Origin of the sequence: Mesorhizobium sp. B2-4-1 (assembly GCF_006442185.1) — a bacterium.
Classification (GTDB): domain Bacteria; phylum Pseudomonadota; class Alphaproteobacteria; order Rhizobiales; family Rhizobiaceae; genus Mesorhizobium.
On sequence record NZ_VFVN01000010.1, the window covers coordinates 118,971 to 139,629 of the forward strand.

Genomic DNA, 20,659 nt, shown 5'->3' on the forward strand with positions numbered 1-20,659 from the left:
AGTTGCCGCTCTCGGGTTAATCGTCGTGATGCCTCGCCATCAGCGTAAGCGCGCAGATAGCGGCGGGCTACTTCGTCACGGTCTCAGCGTCATCTACTATGAATTTGGCCCGGGCATATAGCTCGTCGAACGTCACTACCTCAGGCCAGCGGAGCGAGCGGCGGAACAACTCGAACGACCGAAACTTGTCTTTGTTGGCGCCGTTCGGGCTATCGAGCTCCCCAAGGTTGCCAATGACTAGAAATGAGCGGGGCTGAAACTGAAAAAGGGTCTCTCCGGTCAAGTCGCCCGTCTCGGAATGGGTGGGCCGAAACACCTCCGTTAGGTCTTCCAGCGCTCGTTGGACCGTAACCTGTATCTGTGAGACTGCGCCGGCTAGCTCCAAGCTCGGAGCAAAGACGCCGGGTCGATAGCTCCTGACGAGGTCGGTGTCGGAGGTCTTGATTTCTATGAAGCAGAGCGAGTTGATGGCGGCGACGGTCTTCATGAGCCCATCCACCTCCTTGCCCCGGCCAGTGATGTTGTATCCCGCGACCTTGGACTTCAGCGTCTGGCCGTCCAGCTTGCTCATCGGAATGTATGAGAGGCCGTAGCCAAATATCCATGTGTTCCGCTCAAAGAAGGCCTGCCACGCGTCCTCCATGCGCCCGTTGGCCGCCACCTTCTGGCTATCGCGGAATTCATCGTCATCAAGCATCCGCTTGAAGTAAGCCAACTCCTTCTTGCGACGGGGGAGGCTGTAGATTTCCTGAGCCTGCACATCGGTCTCCAGCACCGCATTTAGGAGCTTGGGGTCTTCCACCAGGATCTTGGCAATCTGGCGACGGTCGAATGACGACTGGATCTGGGCGCGGCCGGGCAGTTTGCCGCCGTCCTCGTCCACAAAAATCATGGTCTCGCAGGCCTTGATGAACGTCAGCAGCTCATCGATCTCTTTCCCGTACAGCGGGAAGGTATCGACTACGTAGGGCATGTCCTTGCTGGTCCATTTCTGGAAAGTCAAGGTGCTGATCTTGCTGCTTTCCTCGTGCAGTGTCGCCTTGAATTGGTAGCGCCTGGCATTGCTCCTGCGCAGGACGACCTCTTTGCCTTCCCTCACTGCGATGATCCCCCCTTTGCCCTCAACCACCCGATACAGGAACCTTTTAGGACGTACGTCCTTTTCACCGATTTGGGTAATGCGCTTCGAGTAATAGGTAGTCTGGGGCAATCGGCCCCAGAAATAAGTCTCATCGCTGTCCGACATCGGCTTCCTGACACGCAAATGTACGCGCCCAATCTACTCGGATCATTCCCCAGAGTCCTGGTCTACGACATAATCCACAGGTCTGGCCTTTACGGCAGAAACATGCCGTCAGCTCAACCACCATAAAGACCAGAGGTCTCTTATGTGCATGGCACTATGATTTCCAAGCAGCCGCCATTAGCACAAGGAGTGATGACGGTTACTGTGATCGACTGCAAAATCCTGCCAGTCAGCTTCCCACCCCATCTCAGCCGGCGCTTTTTCGTTTCCGGCTGGCACGGACCATGCGAGCGCTATCGAAAGTCCCGTGTCTTCACCTTGATCGGCTCAACCTGCAGCGTTGAATCCACTAGGTCTCGTGGCCGCAGGCCCTTCGGCAGGCTTCGCGGATCGATTCCGGGCCCACCATGATGGGCTTCGTCGCCCCGCCCATGGGGAAGCGGAAACGGCACATCGCGGTTGCCGACACTTGCGAGTTCCCCCGAGAGATCGGTCAATTGGTGGGCGACGAGGTGGACCACTTCCCCCTCTCGCTGAATCTTGCCGCGGACAGCGAGCATCGAGGAGGAGAGCAGGACGCGACGGAACGTCTCGAAGACCTTCAGCCAGACGACCACATTGGCGGCGCCAGTCTCGTCTTCCATGGTCAGGAACATTACGCCCTTGGCCGAGCCGGGACGCTGGCGGACGAGGACGAGGCCCGCCGCCTCCAGCCAGCGACCATCGCGGGCCTGCATCGCTTCCCTGCAGGTGACGATGCGACGGCGGGCAAGATCGCCGCGCAGGAAGGACAGCGGGTGGCTGCGTAGGGTCAGGCCGACATGGCCGTAATCCTCGACCACTTCCCGGCCGGCCGTCATCGGCCGCAGTGTCAAAGCCGGCTCATGGATTTCCGATACGGTCTGCTGTTCGCGAGCCGAGGCCGCCGCAAAGAGGGGCAGGGGTTCGTCACGCAAGCCCTTGAGCGCCCATAGCGCCTCGCGGCGCGCGAGACCCAGATCGGAGCGGAAGGCGTCAGCCTCGGCGAGTTGGACAAGAGATGCCGCCGGTACGCCGGCGCGTTGCCAGAGATCGTCTATGGATGCGAAGCGTTCATTGGCCCGGGCGGCGACGATCGCGGCCGCGTCGGCATTGGCCAGCCCTTTGACCAGGCGCAAGCCGAGGCGGACCGCGAAGCGTCCGTCCTCGCCAATCGGCTCCAGTGTGCAGTCCCAGCGGCTCGCATTGATGCAGACGGGCCGGATCTCGACACCATGGGCTTGGGCATCGCGCACGATCTGGGCCGGCAGATAGAACCCCATTGGCTGGGAATTGAGCAGCGCGCAGCAGAAGACATCGGGATGGTGGCATTTCATCCAGCTCGAGGCGTAGGCGATGAGCGCGAAGCTGGCGGCATGGCTCTCGGGAAAGCCGTAGCTGCCAAAGCCCTCGAGCTGCTTGAAGGTGGTCGCCGCGAATTCAGGCGTATAGCCATTGGCGATCATGCCGCCGATCAGCTTGTCGTGGAACTTGCTGACGCCACCGGTGTGCTTGAATGTTGCCATGGCGCGGCGCAGCTGGTCGGCCTCGCCGGCGCTGAAGCCGGCGCAGACCATGGCGACCTGCATGGCCTGCTCCTGGAACAGCGGCACACCCAGTGTCTTGCCGAGCACGCGTTCGAGCTCGGGGGTCGGGAATTCGACCGGCTCCTTGCCCTCTCGGCGGCGCAGGTAGGGGTGGACCATGTCGCCCTGGATCGGACCGGGGCGTACGATGGCGACCTCCACGACGAGGTCATAGAAAGTGCGCGGCTTGATGCGGGGCAGCATCGACATCTGGGCACGGCTCTCGATCTGGAAGACCCCGATCGTGTCGGCCTTGCGGATCATGGCGTAGGTCGCCGGGTCTTCGGCCGGGATGGTGGCCAGGTCGAGGCTCATGCCCTTGTGCTCTGCCAAGAGATCAAAGCTGCGCTTCATGCAAGTGAGCATGCCGAGCGCCAGGACGTCGACCTTCATGAATTTGAGAATATCGATGTCGTCTTTGTCCCACTCGATGACCTGGCGGTCGACCATGCGCGCCGGCTCGATCGGCGCCAGATCGTCGAGCCGGTCATTGGTCAGGACGAAGCCACCCGGATGCTGCGACAGGTGCCGGGGCGTGCCTTCGAGCTGCTGCGCGAGTTTGAGCGTCAGCCGCAGCCGGCGATCGGCCGTGTTGAGGTTGAGCTCTCGGGCGCGGGTCTCGTCGATGCCTTCGCCGTGTCCCCAGACCTGCGAGGAAAGCAGCTTGGTGAGGTCCTCGGGCAGGCCGAGAGCCTTGCCGATATCGCGGACGGCGCCCTTGGTGTGATAGCGCACCACCGTCGAGCAGAGCGCGCTGTGGTCGCGGCCATAGGTTTCGTAGATCCATTGCATGACGATCTCGCGCCGTTCATGCTCGAAGTCGACATCGATGTCCGGGGGTTCGTTGCGCTCCTGCGAGACGAAGCGCTCGAACAGCAGATTGTTGCGCTCGGGATCGATGCTGGTGATGCCCAGCACGTAGCAGACGGCCGAGTTGGCGGCCGAGCCTCTGCCTTGGCAGAGGATGTCCTTGCTGCGCGCGAACTGGACGATCGCGTTCACCGTCAAGAAATAGGGCGCGTAGTGCAGGATCTCGATCAGGCGCAGTTCGTGCTTAATGAGCGCCACGACCTTGTCCGGTACACCCTCGGGATACCGCCGCTCGACACCTTCCCAGGTGAGTTGTTCGAGCGCCTCCTGTGCCGACAGCCCGGGCAACATCTTCTCCTCGGGATACTGATAGGCGAGTTCGTCGAGGGAGAAGCGGCATTGCCGCATGATCTCGACGGTGCGCGCGAGGGCTTCCGGATAGCGCGAAAACAGCCGCGCCATTTCCTCAGGCGGCTTGAGATAGCGGTCGGCATGGCGCTCGCGCCGGAACCCCAACTCGTCGATGGTGATGTTGTGGCGAATGGCCGTCACCACGTCCTGCAGGATGCGCCGACCGGGTTCGTGGAACAGAACGTCGTTCGTCACCACCGTCGGCACGCGCATTTGGGTCGCGAGGTTGGAAAGTTCGTGCAGCCGGACCTGGTCGTTGGGCCGCCGGCGCAAGGTCAGGGCCAGGTAGGCGCGATCGCTGAAGGTCTCCCGCAGTCGACGCAGCTGCAGGGGGCAGGTGTCATCGGCGCGGTCAGGGATAAGAACGGCAATCAGGCCCTCGGCATAGTCGGTCAGGTCGCTCCACTCGAGACGGCATTTCGCCTTGCCGCCACGCTTCTTGCCCAGGGTCAGCAGTCGGCAGAGCCGGGAATAGGCGGCGCGATCGGTGGGATAGACGAGCAGCGACATGCCGTCGACGAGATCGAGGCGACAGCCGACGATGAGCCTGACGCCAGTGTCCTTGGCGGCCTGATGCGCCCGCACGATGCCAGCTAGAGAATTGCGATCGACTACAGCCAAGGCCTCAATGCCGAGCGCCGCCGCCTGCGCGAAGAGGTCGTCGCAAGAGCTGGCGCCCCGAAGGAACGAGAAGTGGCTGGTCACCTGCAATTCGGCATAGCGCGGGGTGGTCATGCGAAGACCCCATGCAGGAACCATTTGTGCGAGCCGGTCTCGGGATCTTCGCCATCGCCGGCGCGGTAAATCCAGAAGCGGTCACCGGCCTCGTCCTCGACCTGGAAATAGTCGCGTACCGCGATCACTTCGGCATCGCGCCGCCACCATTCGCCGAACACGCGCTCAGGACCGTCAGCGCGCGTGACGCGGCGCCGGATGCCCCGCCAACTGAACCAGACCGGCGGGTGATCCGGCAGCAGCGCCATGGTTTCAATGGGCTCGGGGTGGGTGAGCAGCCGCGGCGGGCGCGGCCATTCTCCCGGCCAACTCGTCCCGTCATCGGGCGCGGTCGGCGCGATGCGTCGGATAGAACGTTCGGGCACATCGCTTTCGAGCGGGGCGAAGCGATAGAGACGTTGCTCGCCGATGCGGTTGGTGAGCGTGTCGATGAGATCGGTGATGTCGGGCTCGGGCTCCTCCACCAGCGACGAGATGATCTGCTTGGCTCCAAAGGGTTCGGCGAGGGTCGCGGTCAGCGTCATCAGTTCGATGCCGAAGCCAGGATCGACGGTCTCGATGCGATCGGTGAGGAGCCGGGTCAATCGCTTGACGTCGCGCACCGGGACCGCGGTGCCGACACGAATAGCCTCGATACGATTGTCGACGCGGTGAAACAGCAGGTCGAGCCGGCGGGCGCCGAGCCCCCTGGTCTCGAGCGCCTCGCAGAGCGCCGCGACCAGCTTGCCAGCATAGCGGGCAATGGTCTCGGCAGCGCCGATCGGCTCGCCGAATGCCCGGCGAACCTCGATGAGGTCGGGGGAGCGGACGGGCTCGAACGGTTCGCTGCGCCGCCCCATGGCCTGGTCCAGGCGACGGCCGAGCTCGTGCCCGAAGCGAAGACTGAGAGAGGCGCGCGGCGCCGCATCGACTTCGCCAACACGTTCGAAGCCAAGCGTTTGGAGACCGTGAACAATATCATGGGGCAGACGCAGCGCGACGATCGGCAGACCGAGCATGATGGCCGAGGATCCCTCCACCGGCGCGACAAAGGTGGGCCGGGCGAGGAAGCGGGCGCAGGCATGAGCGGCGCCCCACGTGTCCGCGACGGCGGCGCGTGCCTCGATGCCGGAGGCGGCCATGCGCGACACCAGCCCCTCGAGCATCATCTCCTCCCCGCCATGCAGATGGTCGGCGCCTGTTGTGTCGATGATGAGCCCGTCGGGCGGATCGGCGGCAACGATCGGAGCATAGCGCAGCGACCAGAGCGCCATTCTATCGAGCGCCGCGGCATCGCCCGCTGCATCGAAGTCGAAGCTCTGCAGGCTGGGCACCAGCACCTGGGCTTTGCTCCCCGGTATGCCGACACGCAATCCCGCCGCCCGCGCCGCTGCATCGACCGCGAGCACGAGCCGCCGGTTTCCCTGCCGGCCGAGCATAACGATCGGGCTTTCAGCCGATGGCGCCGACTGGCCCATGGCGCGCCGCAGGCGATCGGTCGGCCAGGCCGGAAAAAAGAGCGAGACGACCCTTGGCATCGCAGGCTTCCACTTCAAAATCGGCGCTTTCTCCAGCCCGGACCCGGATCAGCTCAAGCTGCCAGCGAGCACGGCCGACGCCCGCTACCGGCAAAGGGCGGGAGGGAAGCGCGGTGACCCGCCAGCGGGTGACCGCGGCGGTTGGTTGTCCAAAATCGGTTGCCTCGGTCTGCCGCCGCCTGCGGCGGATGGCGATGCCCACGGCGCCGGAAGTCTCGGCGGCGAGTTGGAGACGGCGGGAGGCTGTCATCGAGAGGCGGGCCAGTTCGGCAACGACAGCGCCTAGACCGCCATGGCGAAGCCCTTCCTCGAAACAGGCGAGCACGGAAGCTTCGTCGCCGGCCTCGACATAGACGACGCGGCCTGGGAGCAGACCGGCCTGCGCGATGGCAGGAGCAAAGAGATCCTGCCGGGTGACACACCAGAGCACCTTGCCCTTGGCCCGCGCTGCAATGCCGGCGGCAAAGAGCGCTGCCGCCGCCCCGTCAATCGCCCCATTCCGTCCACCCGCAACCTCATGCAGCGCCCCGAGCGCCAGCCCTCCCCCCGGTGGCACCTTGTCGATTGCCGGCACGCCGAAAGGAAGCGTTCCGCGGTTGCGCGTCGGCCCGCCTTCGAGGCGCGCGACTTGTTCGCGAAGCGCAGCGATAGCAGGGCTTGCGGCCGGCTGACCCATGGACAAATCACTCTCAAACAGTCTTCCCAATGGATTTCGGGGCTGATATGTTCCTTATTTGTTCTCTTGGCACTCATGAGTCAATCCGACTCGTTGCGCCACTTCGAGAGTTGATCGCAGACTGCGCTCGATCGAGTTGGGTCTGACAAGTGTCCGGAGTGAGCGCAGTGAATGCGATAGGGGACAATGATCGGGATTTGGAGGCGCCGACTGGCCCGGCCGTTTTGCGCAAGATCATCCATGTGGATATGGATGCGTTTTACGCTTCGGTCGAGCAGCGCGACAATCCGGAGCTCAGAGGCAAGCCGGTGGCGGTCGGTGGTTCAGCCGCTCGCGGCGTCGTGGCGGCGGCAAGCTACGAAGCGCGCGCCTTTGGCGTGCGGTCGGCACTCCCGTCTGTCACTGCCAAACGCCGCTGTCCCGAGTTGATCTTTGTCACACCCCGGTTCGACGTCTATCGGGCGGTCTCGGCACAGATCCACCAGATCTTCGCCGAACACACGGATCTGATTGAGCCACTGTCGCTGGATGAGGCTTATCTCGACGTAACGCAAAACAAGCAGCACATCCCCTTTGCAACCGAAATAGCAACGCAGATCCGCGCGCGGATCAAGGAGGTGACCGGACTCAATGCCTCGGCAGGGATCTCCTATTGCAAATTCCTGGCGAAGATTGCGAGCGATCTCAATAAGCCCAACGGCCAGGCACTCATCACGCCGACGATGGGACCTGACTTCGTGGCTAGACTGCCGGTAAAGAAATTCCACGGCGTGGGGCCGGCGACGGCCGCGAAGATGGAGAGGTTGGACATAGAGACGGGCGCCGACCTGCGCGAGAAACCACTAGCTTTCTTGCAGCAACATTTCGGCAAGTCAGGAAACTGGTATTATCAGATCGCCCGGGGGATCGATGAGCGGTCGGTTCAGGCCGACCGTCCACGGAAATCCGTCGGTGCAGAGGATACCTTTGCGGTCGATATCTTTGCCCTTGATGCGGCGCGCGCCGAGCTGGCGCCGCTGGCCGAAAAGGTTTGGCGCCATTGCGAAGCCAAGCATCTTTCCGGCAGGACGGTGACGCTGAAGGTGAAGTTCACCGATTTCCAGCAGGTCACACGCAGCCGTACCCTTCCAAGGCTCGTGCTGGGCGCCGATGAAATGCTTGAGGTGGCACAAACCATGCTCGCCGACCTGTTCCCGGTCGTGAAAGGCATCCGCTTGCTGGGTGTAACGCTGTCATCGTTGGAAGGCATGGACAGCGCCCCGATCGCAGATCAGCTAGGACTGTTTTGATGCGATCCGGACTGAACTTGTCAGCTACTGAACCGCTTTGCACATACGGTCCGTAAGCGTCTGCTCGACCTCGAAATACCCATGCCAGGCATCGGGCTCTTGAGCCCGCGCCGCAGCGGCAAAAACGTCAAAGGCATTGGCGCGTGTGAGCTTCGGCAACTCTTCCCAGGTTACGGGGACAGCGCAGGAGGCACCGGCCCGCGCACGGGTCGACCATGGGCAGATGGCCGTGGAGCCTTGTCCATTGCGCAGATAGTCCAGAAACATGCGGCCCTTGCGCTTGGCCTTGCTCATGTTGGCGACGAACCGCGAAGGGTCTGTGCGGGCCAGCAGTTCCGCGAAGTCTTGGCAGAAGTTCTTGACTGCTTCCCAGCCGGCCTCGGGAACGAGTGGCACGACCACATGCACGCCCTTGCCGCCGGACAGCAGCGGCCATGATTGAAGGCCGAGTGCCTCTAGAACGCCGCGGATGTCGATCGCGGCTTGCTTGACGTCATCAAAGCCCAGGCCCTCGTCGGGGTCGATGTCGAAGACTATCCGGTGTGGAAGGTTTGGCTGCTGGCGCAAGCTTCCCCAGACATGGAACTCGAGCACGTTCATCTGGACGCCGGCGATCAGCCCAGCCAGGTCGTCGACCCAAAGAATGCGGCTCTCCTTGCCGGACATCTTCGCCAACTGGCCGTCATGGATTGCCTTGGGCATGCCAGGCAGCTTGTGCTTCTGAAAAAAGGTCTGCTGCAGGTCGCCGTCGGTATCGCGCACCAACGAAAGGGGCCGATCCTGGATATGTGGCAGCATCCTCTCGGCAACCGCAGCGTAATAGGCGGCGAGCGTCGCCTTTGTTACCGCAGTGCCGGGATACATCAGCTTGTTGGGATGGGTCAGGTTAACGCCAACAGCGCGGGCGATCTCCTTGCCCATATGAGGATCCAGATTGGCCGTGGCGGCGGTCGCCACGGTCTTGGGGTTTTCCATCACCACCTGGTCGGCGCGCTTGTCTTCGCGCATGCCTTCGAAGCTCGGGTGGCGCAGGCTGCCGTCTGGTGTCACCTCGGAATAGGTGACCTCGGCAACAAGTTCGGGCCTTACCCAGCGGGCACGTCGCGCGATGTCGCGCGGCACGGATACGAAGGCGGGCTTGTCTAAAGGCCGCTTCTCCAACTGCGCGAGAATGGATTTGCGCATCGCCTCGGTAAAGCCGGTGCCGACGCGGCCGCGGTAGATCAGCTTTCCGTTTTCGTAGGTACCAAGGATGAGCGAAGCCATGCCGCGGCCAGTGTCGCTGGGGCGGTAGCCACCGACCACGAACTCCTGTCGTTTCGTGCACTTGATCTTGAGCCAGGTGGGGGCGCGGTCGCCGACATACCGGCTGTCCGCGCGCTTGGCGATGATGCCCTCGTGGCCGCCGGCGCACATGGTGTCGAACACCTTTTTGCCGTTGTCGGCGATATGGCTGGAAAACTGCAGGCTTTCGTCCGGGTCCTTCTCGCCCAGCAGTTCCGCAAGCCGTTCCTTGCGTTCGAGCAAGGGCCGGGTGGACAGATCCTCGCCGTTCAATTCGAGCAGGTCGAAGGCATAGAACTTGAGCGGCATGCCCGCGGCGATGCCGGTCTTAAGCATCGAGAAGTTGGTGCGCCCCTGGCTGTCGATGGCGACGATTTCGCCGTCGATTAGCGCCGAGCCCTTGGTTAGCGCCTTAAGCGCCGGCAGGATCACCTTGAACTGACGGGTCCAGTCGTGGCCGTTGCGGGTGTAGACGACGACCTCCGATCCCGAGATCGCGACCTGCGCCCGATAGCCGTCGAACTTCATTTCGAAGAGCCAATCTGCGCCAACCGGGATGTCCTCGGTTAGCGTGCAGAGTTGGAAGGGACGAAACTGGGGTAGGGGGTATCGCAGGGTAGATTCTGAGTCTCTGCGCCGTACGCGCTTTTTGGGGAGGGCGGCCTCTACGGCCGACATGGGGAACTCGAATACATGGTCCGATTCAATACTCTGCCCTGTGATTCAGTTCCACACTGCGCGCCCATGAATTGAACCGGAAGAGTCCGGCCGCGTTAATGCAGACTGGAACGGAACTATGGAGGAAGAAATGGCCACCACTCAAACAACTCGCGGGCGCAACCAGGACCGCGCAAAGGTCGCTGGCGGGCAGGACCATAAGGTGAAATACGAGGTGGGCAAGACCCGGGCGAGCAAGGCCGAGGTCAAGTCGGCGGTCAAATCGGTCGGCAACAGCCGCAAGAAGGTCGAGGATAAGCTGGGCAAGAACTGAACCACGGCATCGGGGTAAATGCTGCGCGTTGCCACATTCAACGTAAACGGCGTCAATGGTCGCCTGCCGGTCCTCATCTCGTGGCTAAAGGCCACGCGCTATGACGTCGTCTGTCTTCAAGAACTGAAGACATCCGACGAGAAGTTCCCGGTTGAGGCGATCCGCGAGACGGGATACGGCGCGATCTGGCATGGCCAGAAATCCTACAACGGCGTCGCTATCCTGTCTCGCGGAACAGACCCCATCGAGCGCCGGCGCGGGCTTCCCGGCGACCCTGACGACACCCACAGCCGCTACATCGAAGCCGACGTGAACGGGCTCATTGTCGGCTGTCTCTATCTGCCGAATGGGAATCCGGCGCCTGGTCCCAAGTTCGACTACAAGCTGCGCTGGTTCGACCGCCTGATTACCTACGGCCAGGATCTTCTCAAAGCGGGAGCGCCGGCCGTGCTGTGCGGCGACTACAATGTCGTTCCAACTCCGATTGATGCCATGGTGCCGCGACGATGGATCGGCGATGCGGTTTACTTTCCCGAGAGTCGCCAAGCCTATGCCGCGATGCTCGAGGACGGCTGGATCGACGCGGTCAGGCGCATCCATCCGGAAAAGGGGGTCTATACGTATTGGAACCACTCCTATGGGGGCGGCTACGACAAGAGTTCTGGCCTGCGGATGGACCATCTGCTGGTCAGTGCCTCGTTGTCGCCCAGGCTTCGCGGTGCCGGGGTGGATGTTGAGACGCGAGGGTGGGAGAGGCCGAGCGATCATGCGCCGGCCTGGATCGCGCTTGAATAACCCGAGTTTGAGCGGCTGCAGTAGCTCCAGATTTCGCACCTGTGTCCGAAGTTTGTAGCATTCTTCGGACGAAGCTCGCTTGCCATTGTCCGAAACTTGTCGCATATTTCGGACATGACAGCGGTCGAACGCGACACCGATATTCGCTCTCGCGTGCTCGCGCGCATCCAGTCCAAGCCCGAGGAGGTCTGGACACCCGGCGACTTTGCCGATCTCGGCACCCGTTCCGCGGTGGACAAGACCCTGCAGCGACTGGCGGCGGCTCAAGAGCTTCGCCGGATTGACCGCGGTCTCTATGACCGCCCGCGGACCAATACTCTGACCGGCCGCGCCACCGTTCCGGACTATCGCGCCGTGATCCGGGCGGTGACACGCCGTGACAACGCGCGCACCGTCATCGATGGCATGACGGCCGCCAACGATCTTGGGCTCACGACGGCCGTACCCGCGCGGATCGAGGTGCTGGTCGATGCGAGATTGAAGCCGATCAAACTCGGCAGCCAGGAAATCCATTTCAAGTATGCGGCGCCGAGCCGCCTCTATTGGGCGGATCGGCCGGGGATGCGGGTAATCCAGGCGCTATATTGGCTGCAGGACATGCTGACCCAGGAGAGCGAGCACAAGCGGATCGCGACGACGTTGCGACGCTTGCTTTCCGACCCCAAGCACGGCGAGGCGATCCGCGAAGATCTGCGCGCCGGGATTTCGGCCGTGCCGATCTGGATGCAGGAGTTCCTGCGCCAACTCCTCAGCCCACCCGCTGGGCGGCCGGAGGGCAAGCCATGACGACCGCCGCCTACCGTCAGATTATTGCCGCACCGCCGCGTGACCGGCTCGATCTATTCCTCGCCACGGCCAACCGCATTGGCGCGCCGGTCGGGAATGTCGAAAAGGACTTCTGGGTCTGCTGGACCCTCAATGCGCTTTATCACGAACGACCAGCTGGAGAACCGCGGCTGCTCTTCAAGGGCGGCACGTCGCTATCGAAGGGCTACGACCTCATCAAGCGCTTCTCCGAGGATATCGACGTCACCGTGTTCCGCGATGACCTCGAGGAGCCTGCGTCGGTCGAAGAGCTGGAGGCATTGTCTAACAAGAAGCGCCGCGCCAAACTGGACGCGATCCGAGATGCCTGTCGCGCCTATATCACCGGCCCGCTCAATGCGTTCCTCGCCGCCCAGTTGGCAGACGTCACCAAAGGGGCGGGGCGCGTGGAAATCGATGACGCCGATCCCGATCGGCAAACCCTGCTGCTTTGGTATCCCGAGGTGGAGCCGCGCGATGGCGCTTATGTCCGACCGGCGATACGTCTTGAATCCGGCGCAAAATCAGCGCTCGATCCCATGGGCCTCTTACGATTACTCCCTATGTCGCCGAGGAAGCAGCCGGCGTTGACCTCGCCGTGCCGGACGTCACCACGATCGAGGCGACGCGGACCTTCTGGGATAAGGTGGCGATCGCTCATGGGCTGCGCCGCTGGTATGAGCGGCGTGGTGAACTACGGCAGGAAGGTCAGCGCGTCTCGCGGCATTACTACGACTTGCACTGCCTCATGCAGTCGGAAACCGGGAGAGCGGCGCTCGCCAACCTCGATCTTGGCGCCGATTGCGTGCGTCACGCGCGCATGTTTTTCGATCGGCCGGACTATGATCTTGCCTCGGCAGTGCCGGGGACCTTTGCGATCGAGCCCGCGACCAAGATGGTCGATGCGCTTGCGCGCGACTACGCCAACACGACTGCGATGATCTTCGGCACCCCGCCAAGCTTTGACGGCATCCTAGCCTCGGCCCGGCAGATCGAGCAGAGCATCAACGGCGGGTAATTGTTCGCAGCCGCGTCCGCCTTCTCTCCAATGCGCGAGCCATCTTTCTTGCGGCCCTCAAATCGTCGAGAGTCGGCTGCCACCAAACTGTTCCATCGATCTTCGTCTTGGATCGCGAGGGCCAGGTCTTGATGAGCTCATCGAGGTCGGCGGGACGCCATTGCCCCCAGACATGATTATGGTGGTCTGGAAGGTCGGAGTAGTGGGAACGAAGTATCTCGCCGTCGACGGACTCACCATCGCATCCGACGAAGACGACGACACCAAAGCTTCGTGTCATTACGGGCCGGCCAAAAGGTGGAAGATCGGCGGGGTCGAGCGGATAGCGCCTGCGGCGGCGTTCTATAGCACGTGCGCGTGACGCCAGGTCTTGCGGAGACCCCCGCCTCTGCGCCGCGCGCTGCTTTCGCGCTTCGGGCTCGTTGCGAATGGCGGCCGCCTCGATTTCCGCCCAGCGTCGATGCAGTTGTTCGTAGGATCGAAAAGGCACTGTCCAAGCGCGCCTGTCGGGATCCCAAGACGCAAACGGCACGTCGCGCATCGTGTTTACCACCGAGCGAGAATATGGTGTTTGCACCTCCAGCCGATCCTGGTGCACGAGCAGGTACTTGGAAACGATAGGATCGAAGGCGTAGGCGTCGCGTCCCCTGCTGTCAGCATGCACGTTCGATCCGGCTAATTCTTGCTCCAGCCAACGATTGAAGCGCCGAGCGGCGGTCTTTCCCGGGACAAACCAGGCCTTGAGTTCATCGCTCCAACGGGCCCGGGGAAAACTCTTCCGGAAGCGTTCGACGGTGATCCTGTCATAGGGGAACGAAGCCGATGCGCCCGTTGGGACATCGTCATTGGAACTCGACCCATCCGTTCTCTTCATGATCATGGCGCCGCACCTCACCGCATCTCTGCCAGGAGAACGCTTTACGAGGGCGCAAGTCCCCTTGGCGTCGATGTCGGCGACAAGTCCCATGTTGCAGGAGCCGTCGATAGCGCGATCGGCGATCCAGCGGGCCATGCAACAAGGTCTGCGCTTTTCTCAGAAGGCCGAGAGGCCGATCAAGCTGGATCTGCGCCAGCTTTCTTGATTCGACACCGGCCGCTCCTCGGCCGGTTCCGGAGCGCCCGCTTTCGAGCATAGGCCGTGAGATAGCTGCCATTCAATTACCGATGACCGAATGGCAGCTACCACCCCCATCACAGCCGTTCCGTTCGAGCCTGCCGCCGCCTAAGACCTGCCGTCCGATCGCTGAAATCTATAGAACGAAGCGGTCGCAGACGACCCGCATGCGGTTGTGGATGGCTGACATCGGCCAACTGGTGGCGTACCCGGGGCCCTCTGCCATCTAGCCACTCCCTGCCAGACTGCCCTTCCCGCACGCTCCGGCTAACTGCTACGATTTGAACCAAGCTCGTATGCGGCCATGGCCGCCTCCTACACTCGATGCGAGGATGTTGGGGCGGTTCCCCTTTGAGACACCAATGTGATGTTCCTCGGGTCAATGAGGAGTTTCAGATCGCAGGCCGTCGCCTGATCCATTCCATATTCTTCGAGGTCGTCGACCGTCGGCCTGACATCGAGAGCTTCGAAGCCCGTCGATCTGTACCGCCATTCCGGATCATCGGTCTTCTCGAAGGAAACCTTCGCGCTGAAGGTTATACTGGTATCGGCAAAGGACGTGCTGTTGAAGTACAAGCCTACGGGAGGCGGCGACGACTCTTCAATTTCGAGGGTCTGAAATTCGAAGCGGGCCTCCGATTTCGGCTTGAGCAGAATGTCGACGGCCATGCGTGCTTCATTGGCTTGCCAGAAGGCATCGAATTTGAATCTGGCGGTCGAGCGAAGGCCTGCATTGGTGAGCAGACGCAGCCACCCATCCACAAATTCGGAGATGAGCGGTAGCTCCTCAAGGTACGGTCCGGTGATGGGTTGATCGACCGGGAAGGTAATCGACGGGATGCGGTCGTTCCCGGCGATCGTCAGCATCGCTCGCCCCGTCGCCATAAGCGTGAGCGCGCGAAGCAGCTCCGCCCATTCCACGAGGGAATGCTCCATGTCATCGATCGAGCCCACGCTCTCGAACTTGAGGGCCGGCGGCGTCAGCCGGATGATGAAGTCTGAAGTGCGGACGAGAAGCTTTGCTCCATGCGGCTCTGCCATCGGCGGCCCAATGAACATTTCGCCCTCGAACCGCGCCGCTTGTCCAAAGCCAGTTCCGCGGATCGAGATCTCGCAGGAACCCAAAGTAGGAGGCGTAAGACGCAACTCCTCAATGTCGTCGAACAGCGTGCCTTGGTAGGGAAGACGTATGCCGAACCGGCTGTCGAACACGCGAAGTCTGTGCGGCTTCAAGGGCGCGAGACCGAGCAATAAATTGCTGAAATGCTCCGGACCCTCGATCTGGATAAGCGCCTCGGCCTCGAACTGGCCATTCTCATAGCCAAGTTCGGCAAGCTGCCGTTGCTTCTCGATCGTGTAGGCGCCGGGATTTTGTCCGCAGGCTGCACTTACGGCTGCCAATAAACCGTTGGGGGTCGGCTCGAAGCGTACCCCGACTTTCTCGTAGTCATAGCTGATGTCGGTGTGGTTGATGTCGTGAGCCTTGCGGGCCTCCGCCAGTCTCAGTCGCCGGAGGACGCGCGCGAGCTCATCGCCGATAAGGTGGACGAGATAAGCGGATTGGAGTTCGCCGTCGGCCCGAAGCCGAAACACGACAATGAGCGCCGGCCGAGGATCCTTGGCCAAGCGATCGATGGCGGACAGACTGAGGCGGATACGATTGCCGGCGCGGCCGAGTGTTGACTTCAACTGAATGCGGGCGGCGTTGGTTGGGCGTTGATCGAGAGGTAGCGCCCGGCCGGCCGGCATCATCAGGAACTCCACGATGAAATCCCAGCCCATCACATCGACGGCGCTCTTGTTGCAATAGAGGCCTGCGCGCTCGCAGAGCACTTCGAACTGCCGTTCGCCGATGCGGCCAATACGATCGGGATCTAGTTCGCTTTCCATATCGTCGCCCGCCCTCATCGATCAAGACGGACGCGAAGCCGCCGTGCGCGCTCCTTGAAGGCGCGGTCGCCACCTTCGAGGATGTCGCAGACATGCTTGCGCATCTGCGCGTTTTCGAGGCCGCCCGACAGATAGCGAATAGGCGGCAGGTTGCCGGGCGTGTGGGTACCGGAAAATGCGACGATGACCTGATCGGCGTCCGTGTTGACGACGAGGTTCGCGTTGTGCGTCACCATAATGACTTGGCGCACATTCTTCGCGGCGATGAACAATTCGACCAGCTCGTCGAAGATCGACTTCGGATCGAGGTTCTCCTCCGGCTGGTCGATGATAAGCGGGCGGTCGTCGGTGTCGTCCAAGGCGAGATAGAGCAGCAACAGGACGATGCCGCGCGTGCCCGGAGAGAGCTTTCGGATATCAACGGCTTCGTAGTCGATGCTGTAGCTGATTTCGATATGGCTGGTGCCATAGAGCCATTTGGCGAACCGCTTCAACCAGGAGCGATAATCCGCCTGCTGCGATCGCGGCACCTCGGAGAGATCGAGAAGTTCGGCTTGGTGGGCCTGACGAAATCCCGCCATGGCCTCGGCGACAGCTTTGGGGTCGCCCGATTCCCACGCTGGCTTCAGCAGCGCATCGGCCCAGGCCTCCAACGTGCCGACGCCCTTGAAGGGGCCGGTGCGCCGCTTGTCGAACAGACTTTCGCCTTCCGCCGCCCAGCGGTGTACGTCCGCGTGTCGAGACACCGAAAACGACAATTTGCGCAGCGTACCGGACGCCTTCGCGAGCCGATCCATGAGGGGGCGATACAGCGCATGCAGCACTTGCTCTTCCGCGACGATGGACTCGAAGACCCTTAAATATGCCTGCTCTCGATCTGTTTGGAGTTGGGTAGTCCGCGCCGCGGCGCCTTCGCAATCGGCCAGCGCTTCCTTCAGGCGCTTCAGCGCAGCGTTCTCGTCCCCGATCTTGGTGGTTATTGCTCGCAGGCGATTGCCGGTGTCGGTATCGAGGTTGATGAGGCGCTGGATGCGGCCGATCTCGGCCTCGAGTTCGCCCAGCGACAATCGCTTTAGCTCGGCGTCGTCGGCCACATAGGGCTCTTGGTCGTTTCCTTTACGTGGCAACTCCTTACCCCGCCATCCGGCTGTTGCCTGCTCGGCCTTCGCCAGGCGTTCGGTCAATGTCCCGTCGACATTGCCGGCATAGGTCTGCCGGAATATCTCCCACGCGTTGTCATCCAGATGCGCGCCGACAAAGTTCTGCTTCGTCGTCCGCAGCGCCATCGGGGAGCGGTTGGTTCGGAAATCTGACACGTCGTTCTGCAAAGAGCGCAGGGCTTGGCTTTCCTGCGACCACAACCGAATCTGGGTTCGGGCGTGATCGGCCCCTTCAGTCAGCGCGTTCAGCCGCGCAATCCGCTCCGCGCTGCCTGTGGTCACCAACGTGTCGCGGCTTTTGACGTAGCCGGCGATCAGTGCTTCCTTCTGAGTGATTTGCGATTTCAGGCCGGTGATCTGGCTTTGCTTCTCGCGTTCGAGCCCGATGTGATCGGAGAGGATCGCGATGGCGTCCTCGTCGCGGCTGCGGTTGTCGCGCAACACAGTTGTCCGCAACTCCAGCAGTTCGCCGAAATCTGTCGCGCCATCGCGCTCCAACGTGCCGTGGGCTTCAAAAATGACCCGCTCGATCTCGCTCAGCAATTCGTCCTTGAGCCCGTCGGCCGAGCATAGCTCCTCGACGAATTTCTGTGAGAGATAGCGCGCACGGGGATAAAGCGATGGGTCAAAGGCATCGTCGAGCAAAGGGCGCACCGACGGATCCCCGGTCTCCCATGCCAACCGGACGCCGACGCCGTCGAGATGCTCACGCGCCCGCACAATGAACGACGCATTGCTCAATCGGCCTTCCGTGGCGTCGCAGCCCGCCGCGATCGCATCGGCGAGCGCTGTTTTGCCTGAGCCGCGCGCACCAATAATAGCGACCAATCCAGGGTTCAGTGCGAGCCTAGGCGTCTGTGCCCAGTCCGCGCCCGTTAACTCTATCTCCGCAATGACACGTGCAGGGGTGGCCCGAAACGGGGGATGGGGGCCGACATAGGCCCGACCGGCGGGGTCGATATAGGCTTGGCGCAGCGCATCGAATTCCAACGCGCCCTTGATCCAGGAATAGCGGTCGCCATCGGGCTTGGCGACGGTAGCTTGCTCATGCGCGTCGCTGCCGTGCAGGCAGGGTTTGCAGCCGTCGTAGCGCTCGCGAAGCACGTCCTCTCCGACGCCGCTTTTCCGCCCCAACCAGAAATCTCGCTGCGCAGGACTGCTGGCAAAAATGACGTGCGCGAACTTCTCGATTTCCTGTCGCAGGGTTGCGTCATTGGCATCGCGGATTCCGGACGTGCCATCGGTTTCGGCCCCTGCGACGGCGATCAGGATGTTCTCTTTCGCCCAATCGCTCTTGCCATATTCTTCGCGCAACTTTCCGAAGTTGACCTTGAACTGCGAAGCCCCGTGGCGGAACGCAGCCCGCTCGTCGCTCAACTCTGGCTTGGACTTCCGGCCCAGCTTGGCGAGATCCTCTCGCGTGCAGGCAAAGTTGTCACCGAAGGCTTCAAATCTCAGCCGGCTGAGAAATCGTTCCACCTCCGCCACATGCTTCGGATCGTCGGGGCAGACGAGCAGGTGGATGTTGGTCCAGCGCTCTTTCACCGTCGCCACATCGAGCCGCAGCTCGACATTGGGGAAAACAAGCGCGACCTGTGGCAGGCGGCCGTTGTCCTTCATCTCTCGGACGACGTCCTGATAGGTGTCGGTGCAATAATAGTCAGTCACCGCAATCGCGCGGATAATCGGGGTCGCCTTTTCGAGGCTAGTGAGATAGTCGCTCCAGGCGTTCGGGCCTTTGAACTGGTTGTTGAACAGGGTGCCGGGCGCATGGATATGCGGCTCCCATCGATGCCATTCGGAACCGCGATTGATCATACACCCCCCTAGTTTTCTTCCTTCTATTTGTCTTGCGAAGTCGCATTCGCCGCGGCTGGCTGCGGCTCGGCCGGGAAGTCGACGCCCGAGACGAACAGCTTAACGGTGTTTCCTTCGACGAAGATGCTGTCGGCATCATTGGTGATGAAGCCGGTGTCTGCGTCCCGGCTTCCCCTGATACGACCATGCGCCGTGTTCAAGGAAATCGCCTCGCAGATCGCGTAGCCGTAGCGAACGAAGTCGGAGCCGTAGAGGCCGTCCGCGCCCTTTGGATAGCTCGCGAACTTCACCACGTTGTATTCGGGCTTCAGGAGGCTGACGAAGGCCTTCTCGGCATCGGCGACGATACGCTTCTGCTCGTAGGCGCCGCTGAAATCCTCGTTCTCGAAGTCATGCTCGGGCTCAAAGGTCGTCATGATCAGCGGCTGGACGTTAAACAGGAACAAATAGATTTCGTCGGTCACCCGCGCGCCGGGATAACGCTGAGGCTCGTTGCCGAGGATCTCCATGCGGGCCTTGTGCCCATTGCTGATGAGGCGGTCGAAGCTGTCTCCGACCTTGGCGATGCCGACATAAAGGAGATCGTAGGTCGCGGCCTCGCGGTAACGATCGAATCGCTCGATACCGGCACGGCCGCGCGAGTGATCCCAGATCAGCTTTTCGGTCGTGAACCATTCCAGAACGTTAGAGCGGGGCTCGCCGATCGGCCCGTCCCATACCCTAATAAACTTGTCGCCAGTCTCGATGAAAAAGGATTCAGCGTCTGATTCCTCGACGGCCGGCAGATCGCCGATGCGGATCTGGACGGGGTCGCGAAAATCGTCGCCGATCGCGAAGTCGAAGGTGATGACGCAGGTCTCGGGGTCGATGGCGAGGTTCAAGTATTTCGCCTCGGCGCGACCTCCAATCATATAGAGGTCACTCTGCCTGAGGAGCGCCTCCACCTCCGGTTCATTCTGTAGCCAGATGGCCTCCTGATTGGAAATCGGCGGATAGACCGTCTCCAGGAAGGTGACCTTGGATTTCGTGCTCGTGGCGCTATCCGGCATGATCAACAGCCATATTGGAGAAGAGGTTCTTGGGCAACGTGGATGTGCGCCAGTGCGTCAGCGCAAACTATACTCGTCCATTACCTCTATCCAGAGTGCATATAGATTGATACGGCGTCGACCCTTGAGATCTGCCGCGGCCGCGTTCAGGAAGAAGCTTCGCGTTCTGAATGACCAAGCTTGGGGCGTTGCCGCCAAAGCTCGTTAGCTTGTCAAAGGTCAGCTTCTCGGCGCGGCCAGCCGAAACCCGCCAGTCCGCTTCCCACCCCCTCTCGGCCATTGACCGCCCTCGACATGGTAAGGCAGCTTTTGGGAGATTAGGGTCCGGCCCTTGAACGTCCGAAATCAGGCGCAAAGCTGACGCCAAAGCCGGCGCTTGGAAATGTCGATTAGACTAGCTAAGGGAAATCGAACAGCACGGTATTTCCGCAGCACATCAAGAAGTCCA

The 20,659-nt window shown here is 61.8% G+C and carries 13 protein-coding genes and 1 pseudogene; 5 read left to right on the forward strand and 9 right to left on the reverse strand.

Annotated features, from left to right (window positions below):
• Positions 1-67: 67 nt before the first annotated feature.
• The 4 genes from FJ949_RS23560 to FJ949_RS23575 all read right to left on the reverse strand — a co-directional run bounded on the left by FJ949_RS23560 (position 68) and on the right by FJ949_RS23575 (position 6,999).
• Complete coding sequence (locus FJ949_RS23560; protein WP_140499650.1) at positions 68-1,246, reverse strand: Shedu immune nuclease family protein; 1,179 nt, start codon at positions 1,244-1,246, stop codon at positions 68-70.
• Positions 1,247-1,539: 293 nt separating this feature from the next.
• A complete protein-coding gene (locus tag FJ949_RS23565) occupies positions 1,540-4,806 on the reverse strand; it encodes an error-prone DNA polymerase (protein WP_140499652.1) in 3,267 nt (1,088 codons plus the stop codon).
• Positions 4,803-6,323, reverse strand: coding sequence for a DNA polymerase Y family protein (locus FJ949_RS23570; protein ID WP_140499654.1), 1,521 nt, complete (start codon positions 6,321-6,323; stop codon positions 4,803-4,805). The genes FJ949_RS23565 and FJ949_RS23570 overlap by 4 nt, the downstream gene beginning before the upstream one ends.
• Positions 6,238-6,999, reverse strand: a complete 762-nt coding sequence (locus tag FJ949_RS23575) for a damage-inducible protein (RefSeq protein WP_140499656.1) — start codon at positions 6,997-6,999, stop codon at positions 6,238-6,240. The genes FJ949_RS23570 and FJ949_RS23575 overlap by 86 nt, the downstream gene beginning before the upstream one ends.
• A 167-nt stretch (positions 7,000-7,166) precedes the next feature.
• Between FJ949_RS23575 and dinB the strand changes: the two genes are divergently transcribed.
• Positions 7,167-8,288: a DNA polymerase IV gene (dinB, locus tag FJ949_RS23580; RefSeq protein WP_224646706.1), complete on the forward strand. Its 1,122-nt coding sequence runs from the start codon at positions 7,167-7,169 to the stop codon at positions 8,286-8,288.
• A 24-nt stretch (positions 8,289-8,312) separates the two neighbouring features.
• Here the strand turns inward: dinB and ligD are convergent, their stop codons facing one another.
• Positions 8,313-10,250, reverse strand: coding sequence for a DNA ligase D (gene ligD / locus FJ949_RS23585; RefSeq protein WP_140499658.1), 1,938 nt, complete (start codon positions 10,248-10,250; stop codon positions 8,313-8,315).
• Between the two features lie 130 nt (positions 10,251-10,380).
• Here ligD and FJ949_RS23590 point away from each other — a divergent pair, with 130 nt between their 5' ends.
• From FJ949_RS23590 to FJ949_RS23605, 4 genes and pseudogenes are all read left to right on the forward strand, one after another.
• Complete coding sequence (locus FJ949_RS23590) at positions 10,381-10,563, forward strand: DUF3606 domain-containing protein (protein ID WP_140499660.1); 183 nt, start codon at positions 10,381-10,383, stop codon at positions 10,561-10,563.
• An 18-nt stretch (positions 10,564-10,581) separates the two neighbouring features.
• Entirely contained in the window at positions 10,582-11,358 is a 777-nt protein-coding gene (gene xth / locus FJ949_RS23595; RefSeq protein WP_140499662.1) for an exodeoxyribonuclease III, read from the forward strand.
• Positions 11,359-11,472: 114 nt separating this feature from the next.
• Positions 11,473-12,144, forward strand: a complete 672-nt coding sequence (locus FJ949_RS23600; RefSeq protein ID WP_140499664.1) for a DUF6088 family protein — start codon at positions 11,473-11,475, stop codon at positions 12,142-12,144.
• Positions 12,141-13,180, forward strand: a pseudogene (locus FJ949_RS23605) (nucleotidyl transferase AbiEii/AbiGii toxin family protein). Before FJ949_RS23600 ends, FJ949_RS23605 begins: the two are co-directional and overlap by 4 nt.
• On the opposite strand, the gene FJ949_RS23610 reads toward FJ949_RS23605, so the two are convergent.
• The 4 genes from FJ949_RS23610 to FJ949_RS23625 form a co-directional block, all read right to left on the reverse strand.
• Complete coding sequence (locus FJ949_RS23610; RefSeq protein WP_318013625.1) at positions 13,167-14,192, reverse strand: hypothetical protein; 1,026 nt, start codon at positions 14,190-14,192, stop codon at positions 13,167-13,169. The pseudogene FJ949_RS23605 and the gene FJ949_RS23610 sit on opposite strands and share 14 nt — an antisense overlap.
• Positions 14,193-14,609: 417 nt before the next feature.
• Positions 14,610-16,184: a hypothetical protein gene (locus FJ949_RS23615; protein WP_140499666.1), complete on the reverse strand. Its 1,575-nt coding sequence runs from the start codon at positions 16,182-16,184 to the stop codon at positions 14,610-14,612.
• Between the two features lie 14 nt (positions 16,185-16,198).
• Positions 16,199-19,162 (reverse strand): TrlF family AAA-like ATPase, encoded by a 2,964-nt coding sequence (locus FJ949_RS23620; RefSeq protein WP_140499668.1) that lies wholly within the window; start codon positions 19,160-19,162, stop codon positions 16,199-16,201.
• Positions 19,163-19,185: 23 nt separating this feature from the next.
• Positions 19,186-20,211: a hypothetical protein gene (locus FJ949_RS23625; RefSeq protein ID WP_140499670.1), complete on the reverse strand. Its 1,026-nt coding sequence runs from the start codon at positions 20,209-20,211 to the stop codon at positions 19,186-19,188.
• Positions 20,212-20,659: the final 448 nt, after the last annotated feature.